Source organism: Epilithonimonas sp. 33E, assembly GCF_059372615.1.
Window position 1 is genome coordinate 1,812,070 of sequence record NZ_CM182009.1, and the last position, 19,749, is coordinate 1,831,818.

Sequence of the window (19,749 nt, forward strand, 5' to 3'; positions counted from 1 at the left end):
TAAAAATTCTGAATGAAACAATTAATCCTCATATTTTCTGTTATATTTTCTATCGTTTTGTCTGCTCAATCGGCAAAGGATATCATCGATAAAAACATAGAAAACTCTGGAGGTCTTACCAATTGGAAACTTCTGAATACGGTTCAGATACAGGGGAGAGTAACCTTGGGAGTTAATGATTCTTATCCGATTAAAATCTATCAGCAACGTCCGAATCTGACAAAAACAGCAATTGTAATGGGTGGAAAAGAAACACCTGTTGAAGGCTTTGACGGAAAGAATGGTTATGCAATGAATTATGCTCAGAACAAGCTCCAGCAATACACAGATTACATTCCTGAAAATTTTGATAATGACTTTATCGATTGGGAAAACAAGGGTTTTGAAGCTGAATTGTTAGGCAAGGAAAAAATCGGGGAACAATTGTATTTCAAAGTGGAACTGACGAAAAATGTCAACAAAACCATTTATTATTTTGATGTCAAAAATTATATGTTGTTCCGAGAAATCAAGAAAGACGAAATCCTGACTTATTCCGATTACAGAAAGGTTGGAAACTTACTAATGCCATACAGAATCGAATCGTCTTCGCCTAAAAAAGACAGCGATTATGTAATGATGATCAATAAAATCGAAATCAACAAAGAATTACCGAAAAATACTTTTAAATTCTGATTTGGTCAATGGAAACTGAAGAAATCCGCGAATATTGTTTATCCAAAAAAGCTGTAACAGAAGGCTTTCCTTTTGATAATGAGACTTTGGTTTTCAAGGTTGGCGGTAAAATGTTTCTTTTAATTTCTTTAGAAAAGCAACCTGCAACATTCTCTGCAAAAGCTGATCCGGAATGGAGCGAAGAACTCCGTGAAAATCATCCTCAGATTTCCGGCGCTTATCATATGAACAAAACTCATTGGAACTCAGTTCTCTGTGAAGGTCTCAAAAAAGATTTGATTCTTAAATTAATTGATCATTCTTACGATTTGGTTTTTAATTCGTTAACTAAAAAATCAAGAGAAGAAATTCTGAATAGTTAATTTTCTGATTTTAAATTCAAATGAATTAGATGTACAACAAAGAAAGATGTCTTACATTTAAGCTTGTTAATACCTTTATGTTTTTTATTTTCTCATTTTGAGATAATAAAATAATTTGTATATTAGGCATTCGAAAATTTCTATTTGAAAAGAGTGAATTTTATGATAAAAAAAATAATATTACTTTCTGTACTTAGCTGTATATCACATTTTAGCTTCGCTCAGAAAACAACCCCAATTTACTTAGACGATTCCAAACCTGTTGAACAACGTATTGAAGATGCTTTGTCAAGGATGACTTTGGAGGAGAAAATTAATCTTATCCATGCTCAGTCCAAATTCAGTTCGCACGGAGTTCCGAGATTGGGAATTCCGGAATTATGGACTGCAGACGGACCTCATGGTGTACGTTCGGAAGTGCTTTGGGACGAATGGGATCAGGCTGGCTGGACCAATGATTCAATTATAGCTTATCCTGCGCTGACAGCCCTGGCGGCAACGTGGAACAGGAATATGTCTTCCATCTACGGTAAATCTCTTGGTGAAGAAGCAAGATACAGAAAAAAGGATGTTATTCTGGGACCTGGGGTCAATATTTACAGAACTCCGCTCAATGGCCGTAACTTCGAGTATATGGGAGAGGATCCGTTTTTAAGCTCTCAAATGGTTGTTCCTTATATCAAAGGTGTTCAGTCCAATGGTGTTGCTACAAGTGTAAAACATTTTGCATTGAACAATCAGGAAACTTTCAGACACTCGAGTAATGTGATTGTTGATGATAGAGCTTTGTACGAGATTTATTTACCACCGTTCAAAGCAGCGGTTCAGGAAGGTGATTCCTGGACAATAATGGGTGCTTATGATTTATATAAAGGACAACATGCCAGCCACAATCAATACTTATTGAATGATATCCTGAAAGGTGAATGGGATTATAAGGGTGTTGTAGTTTCGGATTGGGGCGCAGTTTTAGATACCAATCAGGCTATTCATAATGGTTTGGATTTGGAATTCGGAACATGGACCAATGGTTTGTCAAAAGGAACAAGCAATGCTTATGACAATTATTATCTGGCTAAACCTTATTTGGATCTGATCAAATCCGGAAAAATCGGAACTAAAGAGTTAGACGACAAAGTGAGAAGAGTTCTCGGTTTAGCTTATAAAACATCTATGAACAAGAACAAGCCTTTTGGATCTATTGCTTCAGAAGCTCATATTGCTGCAGCAAAACAGATCGCTTCTGAAGGAATTGTTTTGCTTCAGAATCAAAAAGCGATATTACCAATCAATTTAGCCAAGACTAAAAAAATTGCCGTGATAGGTGAGAATGCTATCAAAATGATGACCGTTGGCGGTGGAAGTTCTTCTCTTAAAGTGAAATATGAAACACTGCCACTGGATGGCATCAAAGAACGTTTCGGAAAACAAGCGGAAGTAGTTTATGCCAGAGGTTATGTTGGCGATGTAGGTGGCGAATATAACGGTGTAAAATCCGGACAAAATCTTAAAGAGACGCGTTCTTCTGCTGAATTAATTGCTGAAGCCGTAAAATTGGCGAAAGAATCTGATTTCGTAGTTTTTGTCGGAGGTCTTAATAAAAGTGACCATCAGGATGCAGAAGGTATGGACAGAGAAAGTTATGGTTTGCCATACAATCAGGATGCAGTAATTTCAGCTTTGGCAAAAGCGAATAAAAATCTTGCCGTTGTCCTGGTTTCCGGTAATGCTGTTGCAATGCCTTGGATCAAAGAAGTTCCGTCCGTATTACAATCTTGGTATCTCGGATCAGAATCTGGTCATGCCATTGCAGCAATTCTTGCTGGTGATATCAATCCTTCCGGAAAATTGCCTTTCACTTTTCCGGTTAAGTTAGAAGATAATTCGGCGCATGCTTTGGGAGAATATCCTGGAAACAAAGAAGAGCTGGCTGCAGGAAAAGGAAAAGAACTGAAAGATCCGATTAATATTACTTACAATGAAGGAATCTTCGTTGGTTACCGTTGGCACGATACCAAAAATATCAAACCGTTATTCAGTTTTGGACACGGTTTGAGTTACACGACTTTTGAATATGGAAAAGTTAAAGCAGATAAATCTGAACTGACAGCAAATGATAAAATAACCTTCACAGTTAATGTGAAAAATACAGGTAAAGTGGATGGAGCAGAAGTGGTGCAATTGTACATCAGTGATTTGAAATCATCTTTACCAAGACCTTTGAAAGAACTGAAAGGCTTTGATAAAGTTTATTTGAAAGCCGGTGAATCCAAAGATGTTTCTATCACAGTTGATAAATCTGCATTGAGTTTCTTTGATCCGGTGAAACACGATTGGGTTGCAGAACCGGGAGATTTCGAAGCGCTGGTAGGAAGTTCATCTTCTGATATCAGAACTAAAATCAAGTTTACATTGAAATAAGTTTTATTGGAAATATAAAATTAAAGGATAGCAATTGCTATCCTTTCCTATTTCTTAAAACTGAAATTCTGCAGTCAATCTTTTGTCTTCATCCAATCTTTCAATCAGCTTCTCCAAACCTTCAAACTTAATTTCATCGTGTAAATAATCCCGGAATTTGATAGTGATTTCTTTATCATAAATATCCTGGTCAAAATCCAGAATATAAACTTCGGTATGTAAAGATTGATTTTTGTCGTCAATAGTAGGATTGGTTCCAATACTCAGCATTCCTTTGTAGAATTGATTGTCAATCCACACTTCAACAATATAAGCACCTTTTTTAGGAAGTAGCTTGTTGATTGGAACTTCAATATTTGCGGTTGGGTAACCAATAGTTCTACCGAGTTTTTTACCGTGAATAACTTTTCCTGTCAAAGGATAATTGTAGCCCAGCATTTGATTCGCATCATTGATTCTGCCTTCCGAAAGTGCTATCCTGATTTTTGTAGAACTGATATTAAAGTCATTCTTTTGTACAGCTTCCAATTGATTGACTTGAAAACCTAATTCATTGGAAAGAGATCTCAGCAATTCAAAATTCCCGCTTTTATTTTTCCCGAATGTATGATCATAACCTATTATGATATGCTTGACATTAAGCTTGTTAACCAAAATTTTTTCACAAAATTCTGTTCCTGTCAGATTTCTGAATTCTTCATCAAAAGTTTTTAAGAAGATATTCTTAATGCCGCTTTTTTCAAGAAGTTCTAATTTCTCTTCCAGCGTGTTGAGCATTTTTACATCATCATCCGGATTGAGAAATTTTCTTGGATGTGGCCAAAAACTTAGAATGGCAGATTCCAGATGTTCTTTTTCTGCAATTTCATTTAGTTTATTAATAATGGATAAATGTCCCAGATGGACACCGTCAAACATACCCAAAGATAATGCTAATGGTATCCTAGATTGGTAGTCTGTAAGATCTCTGATGATTTTCAAATTCTGAATTTTATGGCAAAAAGTAATCAAATCTGCCTGTGTAAAAATACACCTAAATAGTGTGCTATAAATTGTCATACAAATATGATAAAAATCTTTTTTTCTGACAATGCTCGTTAACAAACTTTTATTATCTTTGCGCACAAGTAAAAATTTAGTAATGGCAAACCAAATTAAAGGAAAAATTTCACAAATTATCGGACCGGTTATCGACGTGGTTTTTAATGAAGTTGAAGAATTACCAAAAATATATGACGCTTTAGAAATCACTAAAAGCAATGGAGAAAAAGTTGTTTTAGAGGTTGAGCAGCACATTGGTGAAGATACGGTAAGATGTATCGCAATGGATGCTACAGATGGTCTTCAAAGAGGTCAGGAAGTAACTGGTACAGGTAAACAAATTACAATGCCGGTTGGTGATGAAGTTAACGGTCGTCTTTTCAACGTTGTAGGAGATGCTATTGATGGGATCCAGAATTTGTCAAAAGAAGGAGGTTTGCCAATCCACAGAGAAGCACCAAAATTCGATCAGTTATCAACTTCTGCTGAAGTTCTTTTCACAGGGATCAAAGTAATCGACCTTGTAGAGCCTTATGCAAAAGGAGGTAAAATCGGGTTGTTCGGTGGAGCTGGTGTAGGAAAAACAGTATTGATTCAGGAATTGATCAACAACATCGCAAAAGGACACGGTGGTCTTTCCGTATTCGCAGGAGTAGGAGAAAGAACAAGAGAAGGGAACGACCTTTTGAGAGAGATGTTGGAATCGGGGATTATTAAATATGGTGACGAGTTCATGCACTCTATGGAAAATGGAGGTTGGGATCTTTCTAAAGTAGATCTAGAAGCTATGAAAGATTCTAAAGCTGCTTTCGTTTTCGGACAGATGAATGAGCCGCCAGGAGCAAGAGCTAGAGTAGCGTTGTCTGGTTTGACTTTAGCTGAATATTATAGAGATGGTGGAGAAACTGGTCAGGGTAGAGATGTACTATTCTTTGTAGATAACATCTTCCGTTTCACACAGGCTGGTTCCGAGGTATCTGCACTTTTGGGTCGTATGCCATCAGCGGTAGGTTACCAACCAACTTTGGCATCTGAAATGGGTGCGATGCAGGAAAGAATTACTTCAACTAAAAATGGTTCAATTACGTCTGTACAAGCGGTTTACGTACCTGCGGATGACTTAACTGACCCGGCTCCTGCAACTACATTTGCTCACTTGGACGCAACAACAGTACTAGATAGAAAAATCGCTTCGTTAGGTATTTATCCAGCAGTAGATCCTTTGGCTTCTACATCAAGAATCTTAGCGCCGGAAATCATTGGCGAAGAACATTACAACTGTGCTCAGAGAGTAAAAGAAATTCTTCAGAGATATAAAGCTCTTCAGGATATCATTGCGATCCTTGGTATGGAAGAACTTTCAGAAGAAGATAAATTGGTAGTTTACAGAGCTAGAAAAGTTCAGAGATTCTTATCTCAGCCTTTCCATGTTGCTGAACAGTTTACTGGTATCCCAGGATCATTGGTTGATATCAAAGATACCATCAAAGGATTCAATATGATCATCGATGGAGAATTGGATCAATATCCGGAAGCTGCTTTCAACTTGAAAGGAACTATCGAAGAAGCTATTGCAGCCGGACAAAAAATGTTAGCTGAGAACGCTTAATTAGAAAATAGAATAAAGAAAAAAGAGTCAAGATAGTTCTCTTTTTTCTTTTCTCTTTACTCTTTAATCTGACAAAATGAATATAAAAATTTTAACTCCGGAATATGTTGTTTTTGATGGTGAGGTAGATTCAATTCTTCTTCCTGGGAAAAGCGGGCAATTCCAGATATTCAAAAACCACGCGGCAATCGTTTCTGCTTTGGTAAGTGGTAAAGTTAAGATCTACACAGATAAAGTAGGTTCTGCTTATCAAAAATACCTTACAAAAGAAAATGATGCTAAATCTGTTTTTTCTTATGAAATTAAGAGTGGTGTTTTAGAATTTAATAATGATAAAGGAATTATTCTTTGCGAATAAAAATCCTTAAAATCACATAATAAAAAAGAATCATTAATTATTTAATGATTCTTTTTTGTTTTATAGAATGATAAAAATTACCAGTTGCTCAAACCATTTTGAAGAGCTTTTTTATAATTTTCTTTGTCAAAAGAATAGAGATCTGGAGCTTTGTGAGCACCACCACGTCTTTGTTCATCAAGCCTTTTTAGAATACCCAGATTCTTGATTTTACGATAAAAATTTCCTCTGTTAAGTTCTTTACCCAGAATTGTCTCATAAAGCTTTTGCAATTCTGATAATGTAAACTTTTCAGGAAGCAGATTGTATCCGATTGGTTTAATAGAAATGCGCTCTCTTAAAGTCAGTAGTGCTTTGTCTATAATTTCCCGATGATCCATGGCCAGTTCAATCTCAGGGAGCTGACTCAGATAGACCCATTCGCAAGTTTCACTGAATTGATCTGGTATTGGGTGCAATTCCGAAGCACTGTATAATGCATAAAATCCAATGGTTATGAATCTTTGTTTTTGAAATAAGGTCTCATCAAAATCTTCAAAATAGAATTCACTTCTGTTCTTTTTCCCAAAAACACCAAATTCTTCAAGATAAACACCGGTAACGCCAGCTCTGTCCTTTAGTATCCTTACAACAGCTTCATCCAGATCTTCATCTTTTGCAATATATCCACCGGGTAACAACCACTGCTTTCTGTAGTTCATTTTTAAAAGAAGAACTTTCAATTCATTTTGATCAAATCCGAAAACAACGGTGTCTGCGGATAGATGTGGTAAAAAAAATTCTTTAGCCTCTTTGGACTGATTTAAAAACTGTTGTTTAGAATCTATCATATTTATTACAAAAACTCAATATTACAAATATATTAATAAAATCTAACCAACCAAAGGAGAATCATATTGTAAACGATAGCATTTATTTAAGAAATATAATGTCTCAAAATAAGAATTAATCAATAAAACAGACTATCTTTAGCACTTTTTAAATGAATGATTATGACGAATGAAGTACAATCTAAGAGGAATTACACAATTCCTCTGATTACCATTACCCTTTTGTTTTTTATGTGGGGATTCATCACGTGTATGAATGATATCCTCATTCCTTACCTGAAACAGCTTTTCAGCCTTTCTTTCTTCGAATCGATGCTGGTGCAGTTTTGTTTCTTCGGAGCTTATTTTATCGGCTCGCTGATTTACTTTTTAATCTCAACAACCAAGGGTGACCCAATTGATAAGGTAGGTTACAAAAAAGGAATTCTTTTCGGGATTTTCCTGGCGGCTTTGGGCTGTGTCCTGTTTTATCCGGCGGCAAGTTTCGCTTCTTATCCATTATTTTTAGGAGCGTTATTTATTTTAGGATTAGGATTTACGGTATTACAAATTACCGCAAATGCTTACGTTTCTCTTTTGGGACCGGAAGATTCCGCATCCAGCCGACTGAATATGACCCAGGCTTTCAATGCTTTCGGAACAACGATTGCGCCGGTTTTGGGCGGACATCTGATCTTCGAATTGTTTTCTGCTCCGGACGGATCTTTCTCTGCAGCAGCCACTAAAATTCCTTATCTGATCTTTGCAGCGATCCTTTTGTTGGTTGCTTTATTGATCTCACGGGTTAAGCTTCCTGATTTCCAGGTAAAAGGTGAAGAATTGGTAAAAGGTTTTGGTGCTTTGCAGCATAATCATTTGAAATTCGGAGTTTTGGCGATGTTCTGCTATGTTGGCGGAGAAGTGGCGGTAGGAAGCTTTATCATCAGCTTTTTGGAACAGCCACAAGTCATGAATCTTTCCGAAGTAGTAAGTAAAAATTACCTTTCTTTATATTGGGGAGGCGCGATGATCGGGCGTTTCTTAGGTGCAATTTCACTGAATCATTCCATCAGCCAGAGTAAAAAAGCTTTGTATATGCTGGGTGCAGCTGCAGCGGTATTTTTAGTGATTTTCAGCATTGTTGATCTTACATTTTCACAGATTAGCTTTTTCCTTGCATTTATAGCTTTGAATTTCGTAGCATTCTTCGTAGGAAGATCTGCTCCGGCGAGAACGTTATCTATCTTTGCTGCAGTGAACGTTGTCTTATTAATTTCAGCGATGCTGAATCACGGCGCATTGGCAATGTACAGCATCTTAGGAATCGGGATCTTCAACTCGATCATGTTCTCTAATATTTATACGTTGGCAATTTCAGGTTTAGGAAAATATACGAGCCAAGGATCTTCTTTAGTTGTAATGGCTATCTTGGGAGGAGCTATTGTTCCTATTTTCCAGGGTTATCTGGCGGATGTTTTCGGCGTTCAGCATTCCTTTGTGATTCCTGTGTTCTGTTATCTGGTGATTTTGATTTTTGGTGCGTATTGTACTAAATATTTAAGTCATGTGAAACAAGATGCCGATGCTAAGTCTGGACATTAAAATTTTTGCTTTATATAAATGAAAAACCTGCTTTTGAGCAGGTTTTTTGATATGTAATCTATTATTATTTAGTTTTATTTTCTAAATATTTCTTCTCTATGAAATTTTAAATACTCTAAATTAGGAATATCTTCTTGAGGAATTTTAAAAGTATTATTATCTAACAAATGAGAGACATTCTTACTTAACTGTTTAGATATTATTAAATTTAAATCTTCATTTAAACTTATAAAACCCTTATCAAATAGTTTATCATGAAAGTTACACAGAAGAATACAATTATCTAAATCTAACCTTTTATTTTTATCAAAACTCCAAGGAATAATATGGCTTGCTACTAGTAATTCTGGTTGGTCTATTTCACATAATGCACAACAATTTGTGTAGTTTTCAGAAACGTAATCTTTTAAAACATCTTGATATATTCTAGATTTAACTAACTGTAATCTTTCAGTATCTTTATTTTTAGGATTTATAGGTTTCCGTTCTATTAAGTTTTTTACTTCCTCTTGGATTGAATAAAAACTATTTAAAATTTCTTTTACTTCTGAATTAAGATTTTTAATATTATCTAAATTATTTTTTAGTAAACCTTTAGAATCTCCTTTAATATTAAAGTAGTGTAGAATCTCCATGGCAATATAGCCACCTCCATTTGATGGGGCTGGTAAATCAAGTATTTCACTTTGAATTAATCTGTGACTTTTTTCTTCTACTAAATATGCATGCAAAACTCTAGCTACTGTATAGCTATCCAATTCTTCTATTTTCATTTTATTATAAGTTATCCCATATCTTTAAGAAACTCAATGCTTCTCCTTCAAGTAGACTAAGGTGTACTTTGTCTAATGGACAGTTTTCATAAAGTTTCTTTTTATTTATATCAAGTACTGCAAAATTGGCATCTACATATTCTCCTTTTTTTAAATTTTCGTTCATCATAAGTAAAATTAAATCAACTTTAGCTTTTGATAATGCTTCAGACTTGAAATATAATTTAATAATATACGGTTTATCATTTATAAATAAACCAATTTCTGGATTTATTCTAATTCTTAAATCACTCATAATCCAATCTTCAAATGGAGGCTCTATCCATTCAATCTTCTTTCTTCCTATAAATGATTTGTACTGCGAAATAAGATTAGGATATAGATTTATTTTGTTTTTATCAGTCAAATCATTTAAAACTTCATCAAGCAAATTTTTATTCTTCCGCTCCTTATGAATCTCTATAATCTTTTCTCTTAATGGTTTCCAAAAATCAAATGCAGGGTGATATGGCTCACGATTTTTTATTTCTTTAACTTTTGTAAATTTAGTGGTACCTACTTTCGAAACATATTCTATAAAATCAGTTAATGATATTTGAACTTTTTCATTATTTTTTTTCTTAACCATTTTTTTATTTCAAAAATATAATATTTCGTTTTTGCTTTCTTACGGTTTTCCGTACCCAAAAATAATCAGACTAAATATCTCATCAATAAGTATTTCTACTGAAAAATCAAAACCTCCCAACCCTCCACTTGAAACCAACCCAACTCCGCCGGAAGTCACAAAACCCTAGTTTTATAACAAAACAACTTTTACTTTGGTTTCCAAACGAGGGTTTTGTAACCAAACAACTTTGACGGAAGTTAGAGAACCTTCGTTTTGTAACAAAATGACTTTTACTTTTGTTTCCCAACTATAGTTTTGTGACTAAAGAATATTTTTATACATTTAAAATGTGTAAAAAACTAAATAATTAACAACAAAAACACTAAATGTATGAAAATTACACTATCAAAGTTAAGTACCAAAGATTTGGCTACACTTAGCCAAAGAACCATCAATGTTTCAGAGTCTGGAAATTATGCTGTCATCACCGCTCATCCATTATTGACAGATCTCAAACTGAAATATGCAGATTATGACGCAGTTTATGCTAAACAAATCTACAGTGGCAAAGGTGATTCGGTTGCTCAAGCGGATAAAGAAAGAGATAATGCATTCTCTGATCTGAAAGGATTCTTAAATGGGTACAGAAAGTTATCCTCGGTTGCTAACTATCAATATGCAGAAGACCTGTATCAGATTTTCAAATTGTTTGGTCTGGAGCTGTACAAGTTGAGCTACTCCTCCCAAACCGCCCAGATGAAAAAGCTGATTGAGGAACTGGAAAAACCGGAAAATATTGCAAAGATGACCGAATTATCGCTTACTGCCGCTTTCAATGATATGAAAACGAAACAAACTGCTTTCGAGACATTATTTGCAGAACAGGCAACGGCTAATGCCGATCTTCGAAATCAGAAAACAGCATCAGGAATCCGCAAAGATCTGGAAAGGTCTTTGAAATCTTTCCTCAACCTTATCACCGCAATGAAAGATGTCACCGATTGGAAACTTTTCTATGCCGATGTCAATGAGTTGGTAAAAGCGGCGAAGAATTCGGATCTCCCAAATAGTTCTCAAGATAATAATCCTCCTCAGTAATAACTAAGCGCTCTTGTGTGACTACTTTTATTTTTAAAACCTTATTTTTGTGTCCTTAAACAGATATTATGGGAGTTGCAGATTTATTACTAAAAAAGAAAAAAGCTTTGGCTGAGAAAAACCTGAACGATGGCAAAGCTTATATGGAAACGAACGCTGCTAAGGAAGCCGTGGTAACCCTGCCAAGCGGATTGCAATACGAGATCATCACAGAAGGCGAGGGTGCTAAACCAAAAGCGAAGGATACGGTAACGGTTCATTACCACGGCACTACGATTACGGGAGCGGTTTTTGACAGCTCAGTAAAACGTGGGAAGCCGGCATCTTTTCCATTGAACCGTGTGATCTCTGGTTGGACAGAAGGTTTGCAACTGATGCCGGTTGGCAGCAAATGGAGACTGACCCTGCCACCAAATCTTGCCTATGGCGAAGAGCAGATCAGCAAAGAGATAGGACCTAACAGCACTTTGATCTTTGAAGTGGAACTTTTAGGCATCAAGTAAATATAAATCCCGGAAACTAATTTTCGGGATTTTTTATGTTATAGACTTAGGATGATTCCGTTTTCTTTGAGTTGCTGAATTGGTTTTGAAAACCAGAACAATTCAAAATCTTCAAACTGTTCTTCAAACTGATTCTTCAATTGTTGCAGAGTGATTTTTTTTGGATTTTCTATTGAATTTTCTTCCAGGATCTTAATCAGCCAATCAGCTTTGTCTTTGTCCAGCTCTATCTTTACGATATTGGTTTTGAGATGAAAGGTAATCTGTTTCAATTCCCAGGAGTTGCCTTTTTTTGTTTTGATGATATCTTTTGCGATGACATTTTTATCCAGGAAAATCAGTTTAGAATTGCCTTTGAAAATGAAATTCTCATCTTCCAACAAACAATCGTGGATATAATCCGGATGAATAGTCGTTTTCGGGATTTTGAAATCAAACCAATCCTGCAAAGGGATTTCGAAATTGATGCCGTGCATATAATTGAACAGAGATTTCTTCAGACCAAAACTAAATTGGCTGTGATCGATTCCTGTTTTATCCATAAAATCAATGTCATTATTAGCAAATTTAATTTCCTGCTTAATTGGTGTCACTCCAAATTCTTCTGGATTAATGCCGACAGGAGAGTGTGCTGTCATTGCAAACTGATGCCAAAAACCACTTTGCAGAATTCCCATCTCGAACAACTGACGAACCATTTCCAAAGAATCGACTGTTTCCTGAACGGTCTGAGTCGGGTAGCCATACATCAGATAAGCGTGAACCATAATACCAGCTTCGGTAAAATTACGTGTGACTTTGGCGACCTGTTCTACAGAAACACCTTTATCAATCAGTTTCAATAACCGGTCACTGGCAACTTCCAATCCTCCGGAAACAGCAATGCAGCCGGATATTTTCAAGAGAAAACATAAATCCTGAGTAAAGTTTTTTTCGAATCTGATATTCGTCCACCAAGTCACGACCAGATTTCTGCGAAGAATTTCCAAAGCGACTTCTCTCATCAAAGCTGGAGGAGCAGCTTCATCTACAAAATGAAAACCTGTTTCACCAGTTTGATGAATCAGTTGCTCCATTCTGTCCACCAGTATTTTGGCAGAGATCGGTTCATAAATCTTGATATAATCTAATGAAATATCACAGAAGGTACACTTGCCCCAATAGCAGCCGTGCGCCATTGTCAGCTTGTTCCAACGCCCGTCGCTCCACAAACTGTGCATTGGATTAGCCACCTCGATGACAGAAATGTATCGGTTCAGTTGAAGATCCGAATAATCAGGCGTTCCGATTTCGGATTGTTTATAATCGTGTCTGTTGGAATTGTTTTTATAAACAACTTCATCATTTTCCAATAGGAAAGTTCTTTTGTATTGAGATTTTTCACAATGTTCAGAATGAGAAATATTTTCGTAAACCAATTCCAATGGTAATTCGCCATCGTCTAGAGTGATAAAATCAAAGAATTCAAATACGCGCACATCCTTAACTTCTCTGAGTTCTGTATTCGGGAAACCACCGCCCATTGCAGTTTTGATGTTCGGATAATTTTCTTTGATGAACTTTGCACATCGGAAAGCGGAATATAAATTCCCAGGAAACGGCACCGAAAAACAAACCAGCTTTGGCTGAACCAGTTCCAGATTTTCTTTAAGAATCTTTAATGTAAAATCATCGATGAAAGTTGGATCTGCATTAATTTTAGAATATAATTCATCAAAAGAATTGGCACTTTTTCCCAATCGCTCCGCATATCTGCTGAATCCGAAATCGGAATCGATATTTTCTACAATATAATCGGAAAGATCTTCCAGATATAATGTTGCCAAATGTTTTGCCTTATCCTGCAATCCCATATTTCCAAAGGCAAACTCCATGTCATCTAATTGATTGAATCGGGAAGCTTCCGGAAGAAAATTCATAGAACAAATCTGTCTTGCTAATGTAGGGTTCTGATTCTGTAAAAAGAGAATGACCTGATCTATGGTTTTGATATATTCTTCACGTAAAGCAAAGATTCTTTGAGAGTTTTCGGAAGCATGGTGAAAATCGATATCAGTATTGAAAACCTTTTGGATGCCTTCTTTGGAAAACAGCTCCAATATCACTTCAATTCCCAAATCCATTTGATAGCTTGATAGGTTTTTCGTATTCAGAAAACCTTTGATGTAAGCTGTCGCCGGGTATGGCGTATTAAGCTGGGTGAAAGGCGGGGTGATCAGTAGAAGGTCTTTCAAAAGATTATTTTCGGCAAAGTTAAGGTTTATAAATTTGTAGCCTCACCAAGAATCGAACTTGGATCTAAAGTTTAGGAAACTTCTATTCTATCCGTTGAACTATGAGGCCAAAATGATGGAGTTAAAGTTAACTAATTTTCATAAGTTTCAAAAGTTCCGTCCTGATAAAAAAATACAATTCTTTTGATTTTTTTTGATGAATTGTCTTGCTTTTCATCAAAATTTTCTAATCGCTGAGAATCGGCTATATTTTTCTTTTCTATAGAAGGTGCGGAAATATTCGATTCTGATGAGTTATTATTTTTTTGAGATTTTAATTCGTTTTCTTCCTTTCCAAAATTTTCATCATCGATTAACGAAAATAAATCCGGTAATGTTTTTTTTACAGGCTTACTTTCTTCAATAGATTGAATAGTTGTAGGAGAATTTTCTTCCTTATTAATAAGCATTTCTCCAAAACCTGTAATTAGCCATTCCCATTCAAGTTCTGGAAACTTAGTTTTTATTTTAGAAATGAAATCGAGAGAGGGTTTGTTTCTCCCGGAAATGATATGCGAAATGCTTGAACGTTGTACACCTATCTCTTCAGCAAACTCAGCGGGAGTAAGCTCTGTATATTCGATAACTTTTGTAATTCTATCATTAAATTCCATTTTACAAATGTAATAAATTAAGTGATAAGAAATGTTACAAGCGTAATTTCATATTATTTACTTTTGTAAACAAATTAAATTGATAAGATTATTAATTATAAATGCTTAGTTTTTAACTAGTTATATTATTATTTGTGGATAAGTGTGAATAAAAGAATTATAATCTCAATATTTATGTGGATAATGTGAAAAAGATAAATATTACAACATGAAGCATTGAAAACTTTGATTTAGACCATAAAAAAAGCCTCCTAAAAGGAAGCTTGAAGTCTTTTAAATGTCTCAAATTTTAAGCCTAAAGATTTAAGCATTTTTTGATTTTTTCTCTGGAAAGAGTAGGGATGTACCTATGCTTAACAGAAGAATTGACATGATCACGATTAATGATTCTGAAGTCCCGAAACCAATATCTTCCAGGTAATGGTGAAAAATCATTTTCAGACCTATAAACGCTAATAACGCAGCCAAACCAATTTTTAAAAACCTGAACTTATTAACAATCCCGGCTAAAAGAAAGAACATAGATCTTAACCCGATAATTGCAAATATGTTTGAGAAGAACACGATATAAGGATCTTTGGTTATAGAAAAAATCGCCGGTATACTATCAACCGCAAAGATTAAATCCGTTAATTCTATGATAATTAATACAAGGAATAAAGGTGTCATTTTCTTGATTCCATCAACGACCACAAAGAATTTATTCCCAACGAACTGATTATGAACCTTAAAATGCTTTTGTGCAAATTTGACAACCGGATGATGCTGTGGATCAATTTCTTCATCCTTATTTCTGTCAATAAACATTTTAATCCCTGTATAAACCAGAAATGCTCCAAAGACATACATTATCCATTCGAATTTCTGAATCAGTGCTGCTCCTATAAATATAAAGAGAAAACGCATTACAATTGCCCCAAAAATTCCCCAAAAAAGAACCCGGTGATAATTACGCGGTGCAACTCCGAATCCGCTGAAGACAAGAAGAATGACAAAGATATTATCGACCGATAAAGCATATTCTACCAGATAACCTGTAAGAAACTCCAATCCCAGGTTTTTGTCATATACCATTATGCTATGTTCCAGATTCCCGGGTACAATTTTTATAGGATGTTTGTGCTTTGCTACGATCTCCTGTAGTCTTTCCATACTGTCTATCCCATGAATCAGATGGCCGTAATAGGTGAGTAGGATATAAAAACCTAGTGATAACAGAATAATGAAAACACTCATCAACCCGGCTTGTTTAAGAGAAACTGCAGAATCCTTTTTATTAAAAATGCCCAGATCTAAAAGTAGTATCGTAATTATAAATACCAAAAATCCTGAAAGAAATAGAATTTCGTTGCTCATCATAACTTTTTAATGGACAAAAATAGCGAATTAATTGTGATTTAATGCGTTGTACATTTGTAAAAAACAGTAATAAATGTATGGAAAATTGTTTAGTGAATTCCTGAACAAATTAGTAACCAACACTATTTCTATACTTAAAGTAAATATAAATAATTACTTAATTTAAAATCCATAAAATATTGATATTTAAAATTATATGAAAATAGATTAAAAATAATGTATTCCACAAAATAATCAACAGACAAAGTGACATTTGTCAATGTTTAATCATTTTACAAATGTAAACATTGATATTTGTGATTAAATGTTATTTTTGTGAAAAATCAAATACCGTAAAAATGAATTTCAGTTTCCCTTATTTTAAAAATGTAAACTTCCCAGAACGCTATATTTCCCCTGAAAAATTATTTTCTTACTTACAGGACAATTACAGCGATTACATCAAAGAGGTAGGAAAATCCAGTCTCGGGAAATCTATCTACATGATGACCCTCGGAAAAGGTAACATCAAGGTTGCTGCCTGGTCGCAAATGCACGGTAACGAATCTACAGCGACTTTGGCAATGCTGGATCTATTAGCTATATTTGAAAAGCATCCGGAACTGAAAGAGAAATTATTTGAATTAATACAGTTAGATTTCATCTTTATGCTGAATCCTGATGGTTCTGAAGCCTGGACAAGACGAAATGCTTTTGACATCGATATCAACAGAGATTTCTTGAGGACTTCGAGTGTTGAAATGAAATTACTGAAATCATTAATTCTCAATAATAATTACAGCTATCTTTTGAATCTTCATGATCAGAGAACAATTTTTACGACCGATGGAAAACATCCTGCAACGTTATCATTTTTGGCGCCATCGGAAAATGCTGATCGTGATATCACAGAAAACAGAAAAAAAAGTATGGCTGTAATCGCTGCGATCTATATGCAGATGAAACAAATTCTCCCTGACAGGATTGCCAAATATACAGACGAATTTTACCCAACATCCAGTGGTGATAATTTTATGAAAGCCGGGATACCTGCAATATTGTTTGAAGGTGGATATTTTGAAAATGATTTGGAACGGGGTAAGACTCGGGAATTTTATACTCAAGCTTTATATTTTGCTTTAAAGGCAATGTCAGTCCTTAAAGGTGACACATTGAGCTATGAAACTTATTTTGACATTCCTCAGAACAAAGAATCTCATTTTGATCTGATCTACAGGAATGTCAGGCTCAATACAGAATTCGAATGTATTTTGGATATCGCCATACAATATAGAGAAATTCTTGATGAAAATAATAATCTGACTTATCAGCCATACGTTGTTGAAGTTGGTGATCTGAATCATAAAAAAGGCTGGCAGGAAATTGACTGTACAGATAAGAAATTTATTTCACAAAAAAGATTTCCAAAACTTGAATCATTGGTCGATTTCGTTATAGAATAAATCAGTAATTTAACTTTTATTAATCAGCTTTTTATGAGTTGATTATATACTCTATTTAACATAATATAAATTATAGGACATTTTATAATTTCAAAACCGAGCATACTCCGACACTATTTCTATGTGATATTTTGGTATAATATTTTCTAATTTTATTCTGTCACAAAATAAGCTATTATGAAAAAAATTATTTTAATTCTATCAGGCGTTACAATTATCCATTCTTGTGAAAAAAATGACGGCAAACAACTGAATGTTGAAAACCGAAAACCTGATACGTTAGCCATTCCTGATAATGAAAAAAATCAGATTTCTACAAAAGAAAATGTTGATTATTGTTACATGAATGTGTTGGCTAAAGATTCTATGACATTGTCCTATAAAATTGTTAACGGAAAAGTTTCCGGTAAATTGACATACAAAAATTTTGAAAAAGATTCTTCAACCGGTGACGTTTCCGGAACCGTTTCCGGCGATACTTTGAAACTGAATTATAAGTTTATGTCTGAAGGTACGACAAGTGAACGCGAAGTTTACTTTTTACAGGATAGCGGTGTTTTGCTTGAAGGAATCGGCAGTTATTCAAATAATAATTCTCCAAAACAAGTTTACGTTTCATCCAAAGCAATTAATTATTCCAAAGGAAGACGATTAACACCAACTGACTGTAAACATTTAAAATAAATACAGCAGCTAAAAACTGCTGTATTACCCTTAAAAATATATAATTTATAAAACTATAGTCTGTATAGAATGTGCCGGGGCCGAAAGTTTGGAAGATTTTCCTTCGATCCATAAATTAAAATCTGTGTCGGTATTACCTTCGTTCATCACTACAACGACCAGTTCCCCATTTTCATTCATAAAACTTGTTGATAATAAGAAGTCTTTGTTGGTAGAACTTCCTACACGCCGAGCATTGGGTTTGATGTATTTTGAAAGATGCCCAATGTAATAATATTCGTAAGTGTAATGCAACTCCCCTTTTCCGGTATCTGCGATAACTGGTGCAAAACAAAAATTACCCACATGATTGGGGCCACCTTTTTCATCCAAAAGAATGTTCCAGTCTGTCCAGGCAGAAGTTCCTTTGTTGAAATCGTTAATCATATTTCGTCCATACAATTCGCCTAAGCTTACATCATAAATTTTAGAAAAATCAAATTGTTCTTTGCAACCTTCTGTGAAAATCAGGAATTTGTCAGGAAAAGCTCTGTAAGTTTCAGCCACATTATCAAATAATTGCGATTTGTTATTCCACGTCTCATACCAGTGATAACCAATACCGGAAGCGTATTTGGAAGTTTCCTGGTCTTGTAAAGTGGTTGTAGCGCGTTGATACATCAGGTCTCTGTTATGATCCCAGATAATTACTTTTTTATCTTTGTAGCCATTTTTCCACAATGCCGGACCAAGATTTTCTCTTAGCAATTTGGCCTCTTCATCCGCTGTATAAAGGCAAGATTCCCAGGTTTGAGTCGCCATTGGTTCATTCTGAACACTGAGTCCCCAGACCGGGATATTTCTTTTCTCATATTCCTGAATGAATTTGATATAATAATTGGCCCAAACCTGATAATATTTATCCAAAAGACGCCCGCCTTTCAGCATATTATTATTCGATTTCATCCACGCTGGCGGACTCCACGGACTGAAATAAAATCTGAAATCTTTTGGATCGATAGCTTGTTGTGCTAGTTTTATCAATGGAATCTTATACTGTTCATCGTGCTTGATATCGAATGAGCTTAACGAAGTGTCATTATCTCTTATATAAGTATAGCTGTCGCTGGAAAAATCACAAGAATTCATATTGGTTCTGATAACGTTGTACCCCAAACCGGATTTCCCATAATAAGCTTCGATCAATTCTTTCTGTTTTTCTTTTGGAAGTTTAGCAAAAACCTCAGCAGACGCGTCTGTAATGGCACCACCAAATCCTATCAGTTTCTGGTATTTGAAATCCGGATCTACGAAAACACAGATGTCGGTTTCTTTAGGTTGCGGAAAATCTATGAATTTGGCATTCGCTTTCTTGGCAAATTTTTCGTTATTTTTTTTGGAAGTCATGATGACTCTACCCTCTTTCATTCCTTTTTTCCAGTAATTCTGCGCATTGGCATTAATGATCATTCCTGTCAAAAAGCAAGATAAAATTAATCTATTCATTAGATGAAAATCTATAAAATATAGAATTGTA

18 protein-coding genes and 1 tRNA gene are annotated in these 19,749 nt (G+C 35.0%); 10 read left to right on the forward strand and 9 right to left on the reverse strand.

Going from position 1 to position 19,749, the window contains the following annotated elements; genetic code table 11:
* The first annotated feature begins 12 nt into the window (after window positions 1–12).
* The 3 genes from AC5P2S_RS08330 (at window position 13) to AC5P2S_RS08340 (ending at window position 3,458) form a co-directional block, all read left to right on the forward strand.
* Window positions 13–675: a histidine kinase gene (locus AC5P2S_RS08330; protein WP_494556934.1), complete on the forward strand. Its 663-nt coding sequence runs from the start codon at window positions 13–15 to the stop codon at window positions 673–675.
* A gap of 8 nt (window positions 676–683) precedes the next feature.
* Window positions 684–1,037, forward strand: a complete 354-nt coding sequence (locus AC5P2S_RS08335) for an MmcQ/YjbR family DNA-binding protein (protein ID WP_283415239.1) — start codon at window positions 684–686, stop codon at window positions 1,035–1,037.
* A gap of 162 nt (window positions 1,038–1,199) precedes the next feature.
* Complete coding sequence (locus AC5P2S_RS08340) at window positions 1,200–3,458, forward strand: glycoside hydrolase family 3 C-terminal domain-containing protein (RefSeq protein WP_494556935.1); 2,259 nt, start codon at window positions 1,200–1,202, stop codon at window positions 3,456–3,458.
* 54 nt (window positions 3,459–3,512) lie between these two features.
* Here the strand turns inward: AC5P2S_RS08340 and AC5P2S_RS08345 are convergent, their stop codons facing one another.
* A complete protein-coding gene (locus AC5P2S_RS08345) occupies window positions 3,513–4,439 on the reverse strand; it encodes a bifunctional riboflavin kinase/FAD synthetase (protein ID WP_494556936.1) in 927 nt (308 codons plus the stop codon).
* 160 nt (window positions 4,440–4,599) lie between these two features.
* Between AC5P2S_RS08345 and atpD the strand changes: the two genes are divergently transcribed.
* Window positions 4,600–6,108 carry a F0F1 ATP synthase subunit beta gene (atpD, locus tag AC5P2S_RS08350; RefSeq protein ID WP_283415242.1) on the forward strand — a complete coding sequence of 503 codons (1,509 nt, stop codon included), beginning with the start codon at window positions 4,600–4,602 and terminating at the stop codon, window positions 6,106–6,108.
* Between the two features lie 76 nt (window positions 6,109–6,184).
* A complete protein-coding gene (locus tag AC5P2S_RS08355; protein ID WP_283415243.1) occupies window positions 6,185–6,466 on the forward strand; it encodes a FoF1 ATP synthase subunit delta/epsilon in 282 nt (93 codons plus the stop codon).
* Between the two features lie 77 nt (window positions 6,467–6,543).
* Here the strand turns inward: AC5P2S_RS08355 and AC5P2S_RS08360 are convergent, their stop codons facing one another.
* Window positions 6,544–7,296, reverse strand: coding sequence for an NUDIX hydrolase (locus AC5P2S_RS08360; RefSeq protein ID WP_283415244.1), 753 nt, complete (start codon window positions 7,294–7,296; stop codon window positions 6,544–6,546).
* A gap of 162 nt (window positions 7,297–7,458) precedes the next feature.
* On the opposite strand from AC5P2S_RS08360, the gene AC5P2S_RS08365 reads away from it, so the two are divergent.
* Window positions 7,459–8,877 (forward strand): sugar MFS transporter, encoded by a 1,419-nt coding sequence (locus AC5P2S_RS08365; protein WP_494556937.1) that lies wholly within the window; start codon window positions 7,459–7,461, stop codon window positions 8,875–8,877.
* Between the two features lie 74 nt (window positions 8,878–8,951).
* On the opposite strand, the gene AC5P2S_RS08370 is transcribed toward AC5P2S_RS08365, so the two are convergent.
* The gene (locus AC5P2S_RS08370) at window positions 8,952–9,650 is read right to left on the reverse strand and encodes an HNH endonuclease (RefSeq protein ID WP_494556938.1); all 699 of its coding nucleotides are present in this window, start codon (window positions 9,648–9,650) and stop codon (window positions 8,952–8,954) included.
* A 4-nt stretch (window positions 9,651–9,654) separates the two neighbouring features.
* Entirely contained in the window at window positions 9,655–10,278 is a 624-nt protein-coding gene (locus AC5P2S_RS08375; protein WP_494556939.1) for a hypothetical protein, read from the reverse strand.
* A 372-nt stretch (window positions 10,279–10,650) separates the two neighbouring features.
* Here AC5P2S_RS08375 and AC5P2S_RS08380 point away from each other — a divergent pair, with 372 nt between their 5' ends.
* The gene (locus tag AC5P2S_RS08380) at window positions 10,651–11,358 is read left to right on the forward strand and encodes a DUF6261 family protein (protein WP_494556940.1); all 708 of its coding nucleotides are present in this window, start codon (window positions 10,651–10,653) and stop codon (window positions 11,356–11,358) included.
* A gap of 68 nt (window positions 11,359–11,426) precedes the next feature.
* Window positions 11,427–11,861: a BamJ family beta-barrel-assembly machinery protein gene (gene bamJ, locus AC5P2S_RS08385; RefSeq protein WP_494556941.1), complete on the forward strand. Its 435-nt coding sequence runs from the start codon at window positions 11,427–11,429 to the stop codon at window positions 11,859–11,861.
* A gap of 38 nt (window positions 11,862–11,899) precedes the next feature.
* Here the strand turns inward: bamJ and AC5P2S_RS08390 are convergent, their stop codons facing one another.
* From AC5P2S_RS08390 to AC5P2S_RS08405, 4 genes are all read right to left on the reverse strand, one after another.
* Window positions 11,900–14,095: a B12-binding domain-containing radical SAM protein gene (locus AC5P2S_RS08390; RefSeq protein WP_494556942.1), complete on the reverse strand. Its 2,196-nt coding sequence runs from the start codon at window positions 14,093–14,095 to the stop codon at window positions 11,900–11,902.
* Window positions 14,096–14,132: 37 nt separating this feature from the next.
* Window positions 14,133–14,204 (reverse strand) — tRNA-Arg (locus AC5P2S_RS08395).
* A 22-nt stretch (window positions 14,205–14,226) separates the two neighbouring features.
* Window positions 14,227–14,748: a helix-turn-helix domain-containing protein gene (locus AC5P2S_RS08400; RefSeq protein WP_494556943.1), complete on the reverse strand. Its 522-nt coding sequence runs from the start codon at window positions 14,746–14,748 to the stop codon at window positions 14,227–14,229.
* 303 nt (window positions 14,749–15,051) lie between these two features.
* On the reverse strand, window positions 15,052–16,104 hold the full coding sequence (locus AC5P2S_RS08405; RefSeq protein WP_494556944.1) for a TerC/Alx family metal homeostasis membrane protein: 1,053 nt from the start codon (window positions 16,102–16,104) through the stop codon (window positions 15,052–15,054).
* A gap of 341 nt (window positions 16,105–16,445) precedes the next feature.
* Between AC5P2S_RS08405 and AC5P2S_RS08410 the strand changes: the two genes are divergently transcribed.
* On the forward strand, window positions 16,446–17,549 hold the full coding sequence (locus tag AC5P2S_RS08410) for a M14 family zinc carboxypeptidase (protein ID WP_494556945.1): 1,104 nt from the start codon (window positions 16,446–16,448) through the stop codon (window positions 17,547–17,549).
* Window positions 17,550–17,726: 177 nt separating this feature from the next.
* Window positions 17,727–18,233 (forward strand): hypothetical protein, encoded by a 507-nt coding sequence (locus AC5P2S_RS08415; protein ID WP_494556946.1) that lies wholly within the window; start codon window positions 17,727–17,729, stop codon window positions 18,231–18,233.
* A 45-nt stretch (window positions 18,234–18,278) separates the two neighbouring features.
* Here AC5P2S_RS08415 and AC5P2S_RS08420 read toward each other — a convergent pair whose 3' ends face one another.
* Window positions 18,279–19,718, reverse strand: a complete 1,440-nt coding sequence (locus AC5P2S_RS08420) for a glycoside hydrolase family 30 protein (RefSeq protein ID WP_494556947.1) — start codon at window positions 19,716–19,718, stop codon at window positions 18,279–18,281.
* Window positions 19,719–19,749 lie beyond the last annotated feature (31 nt).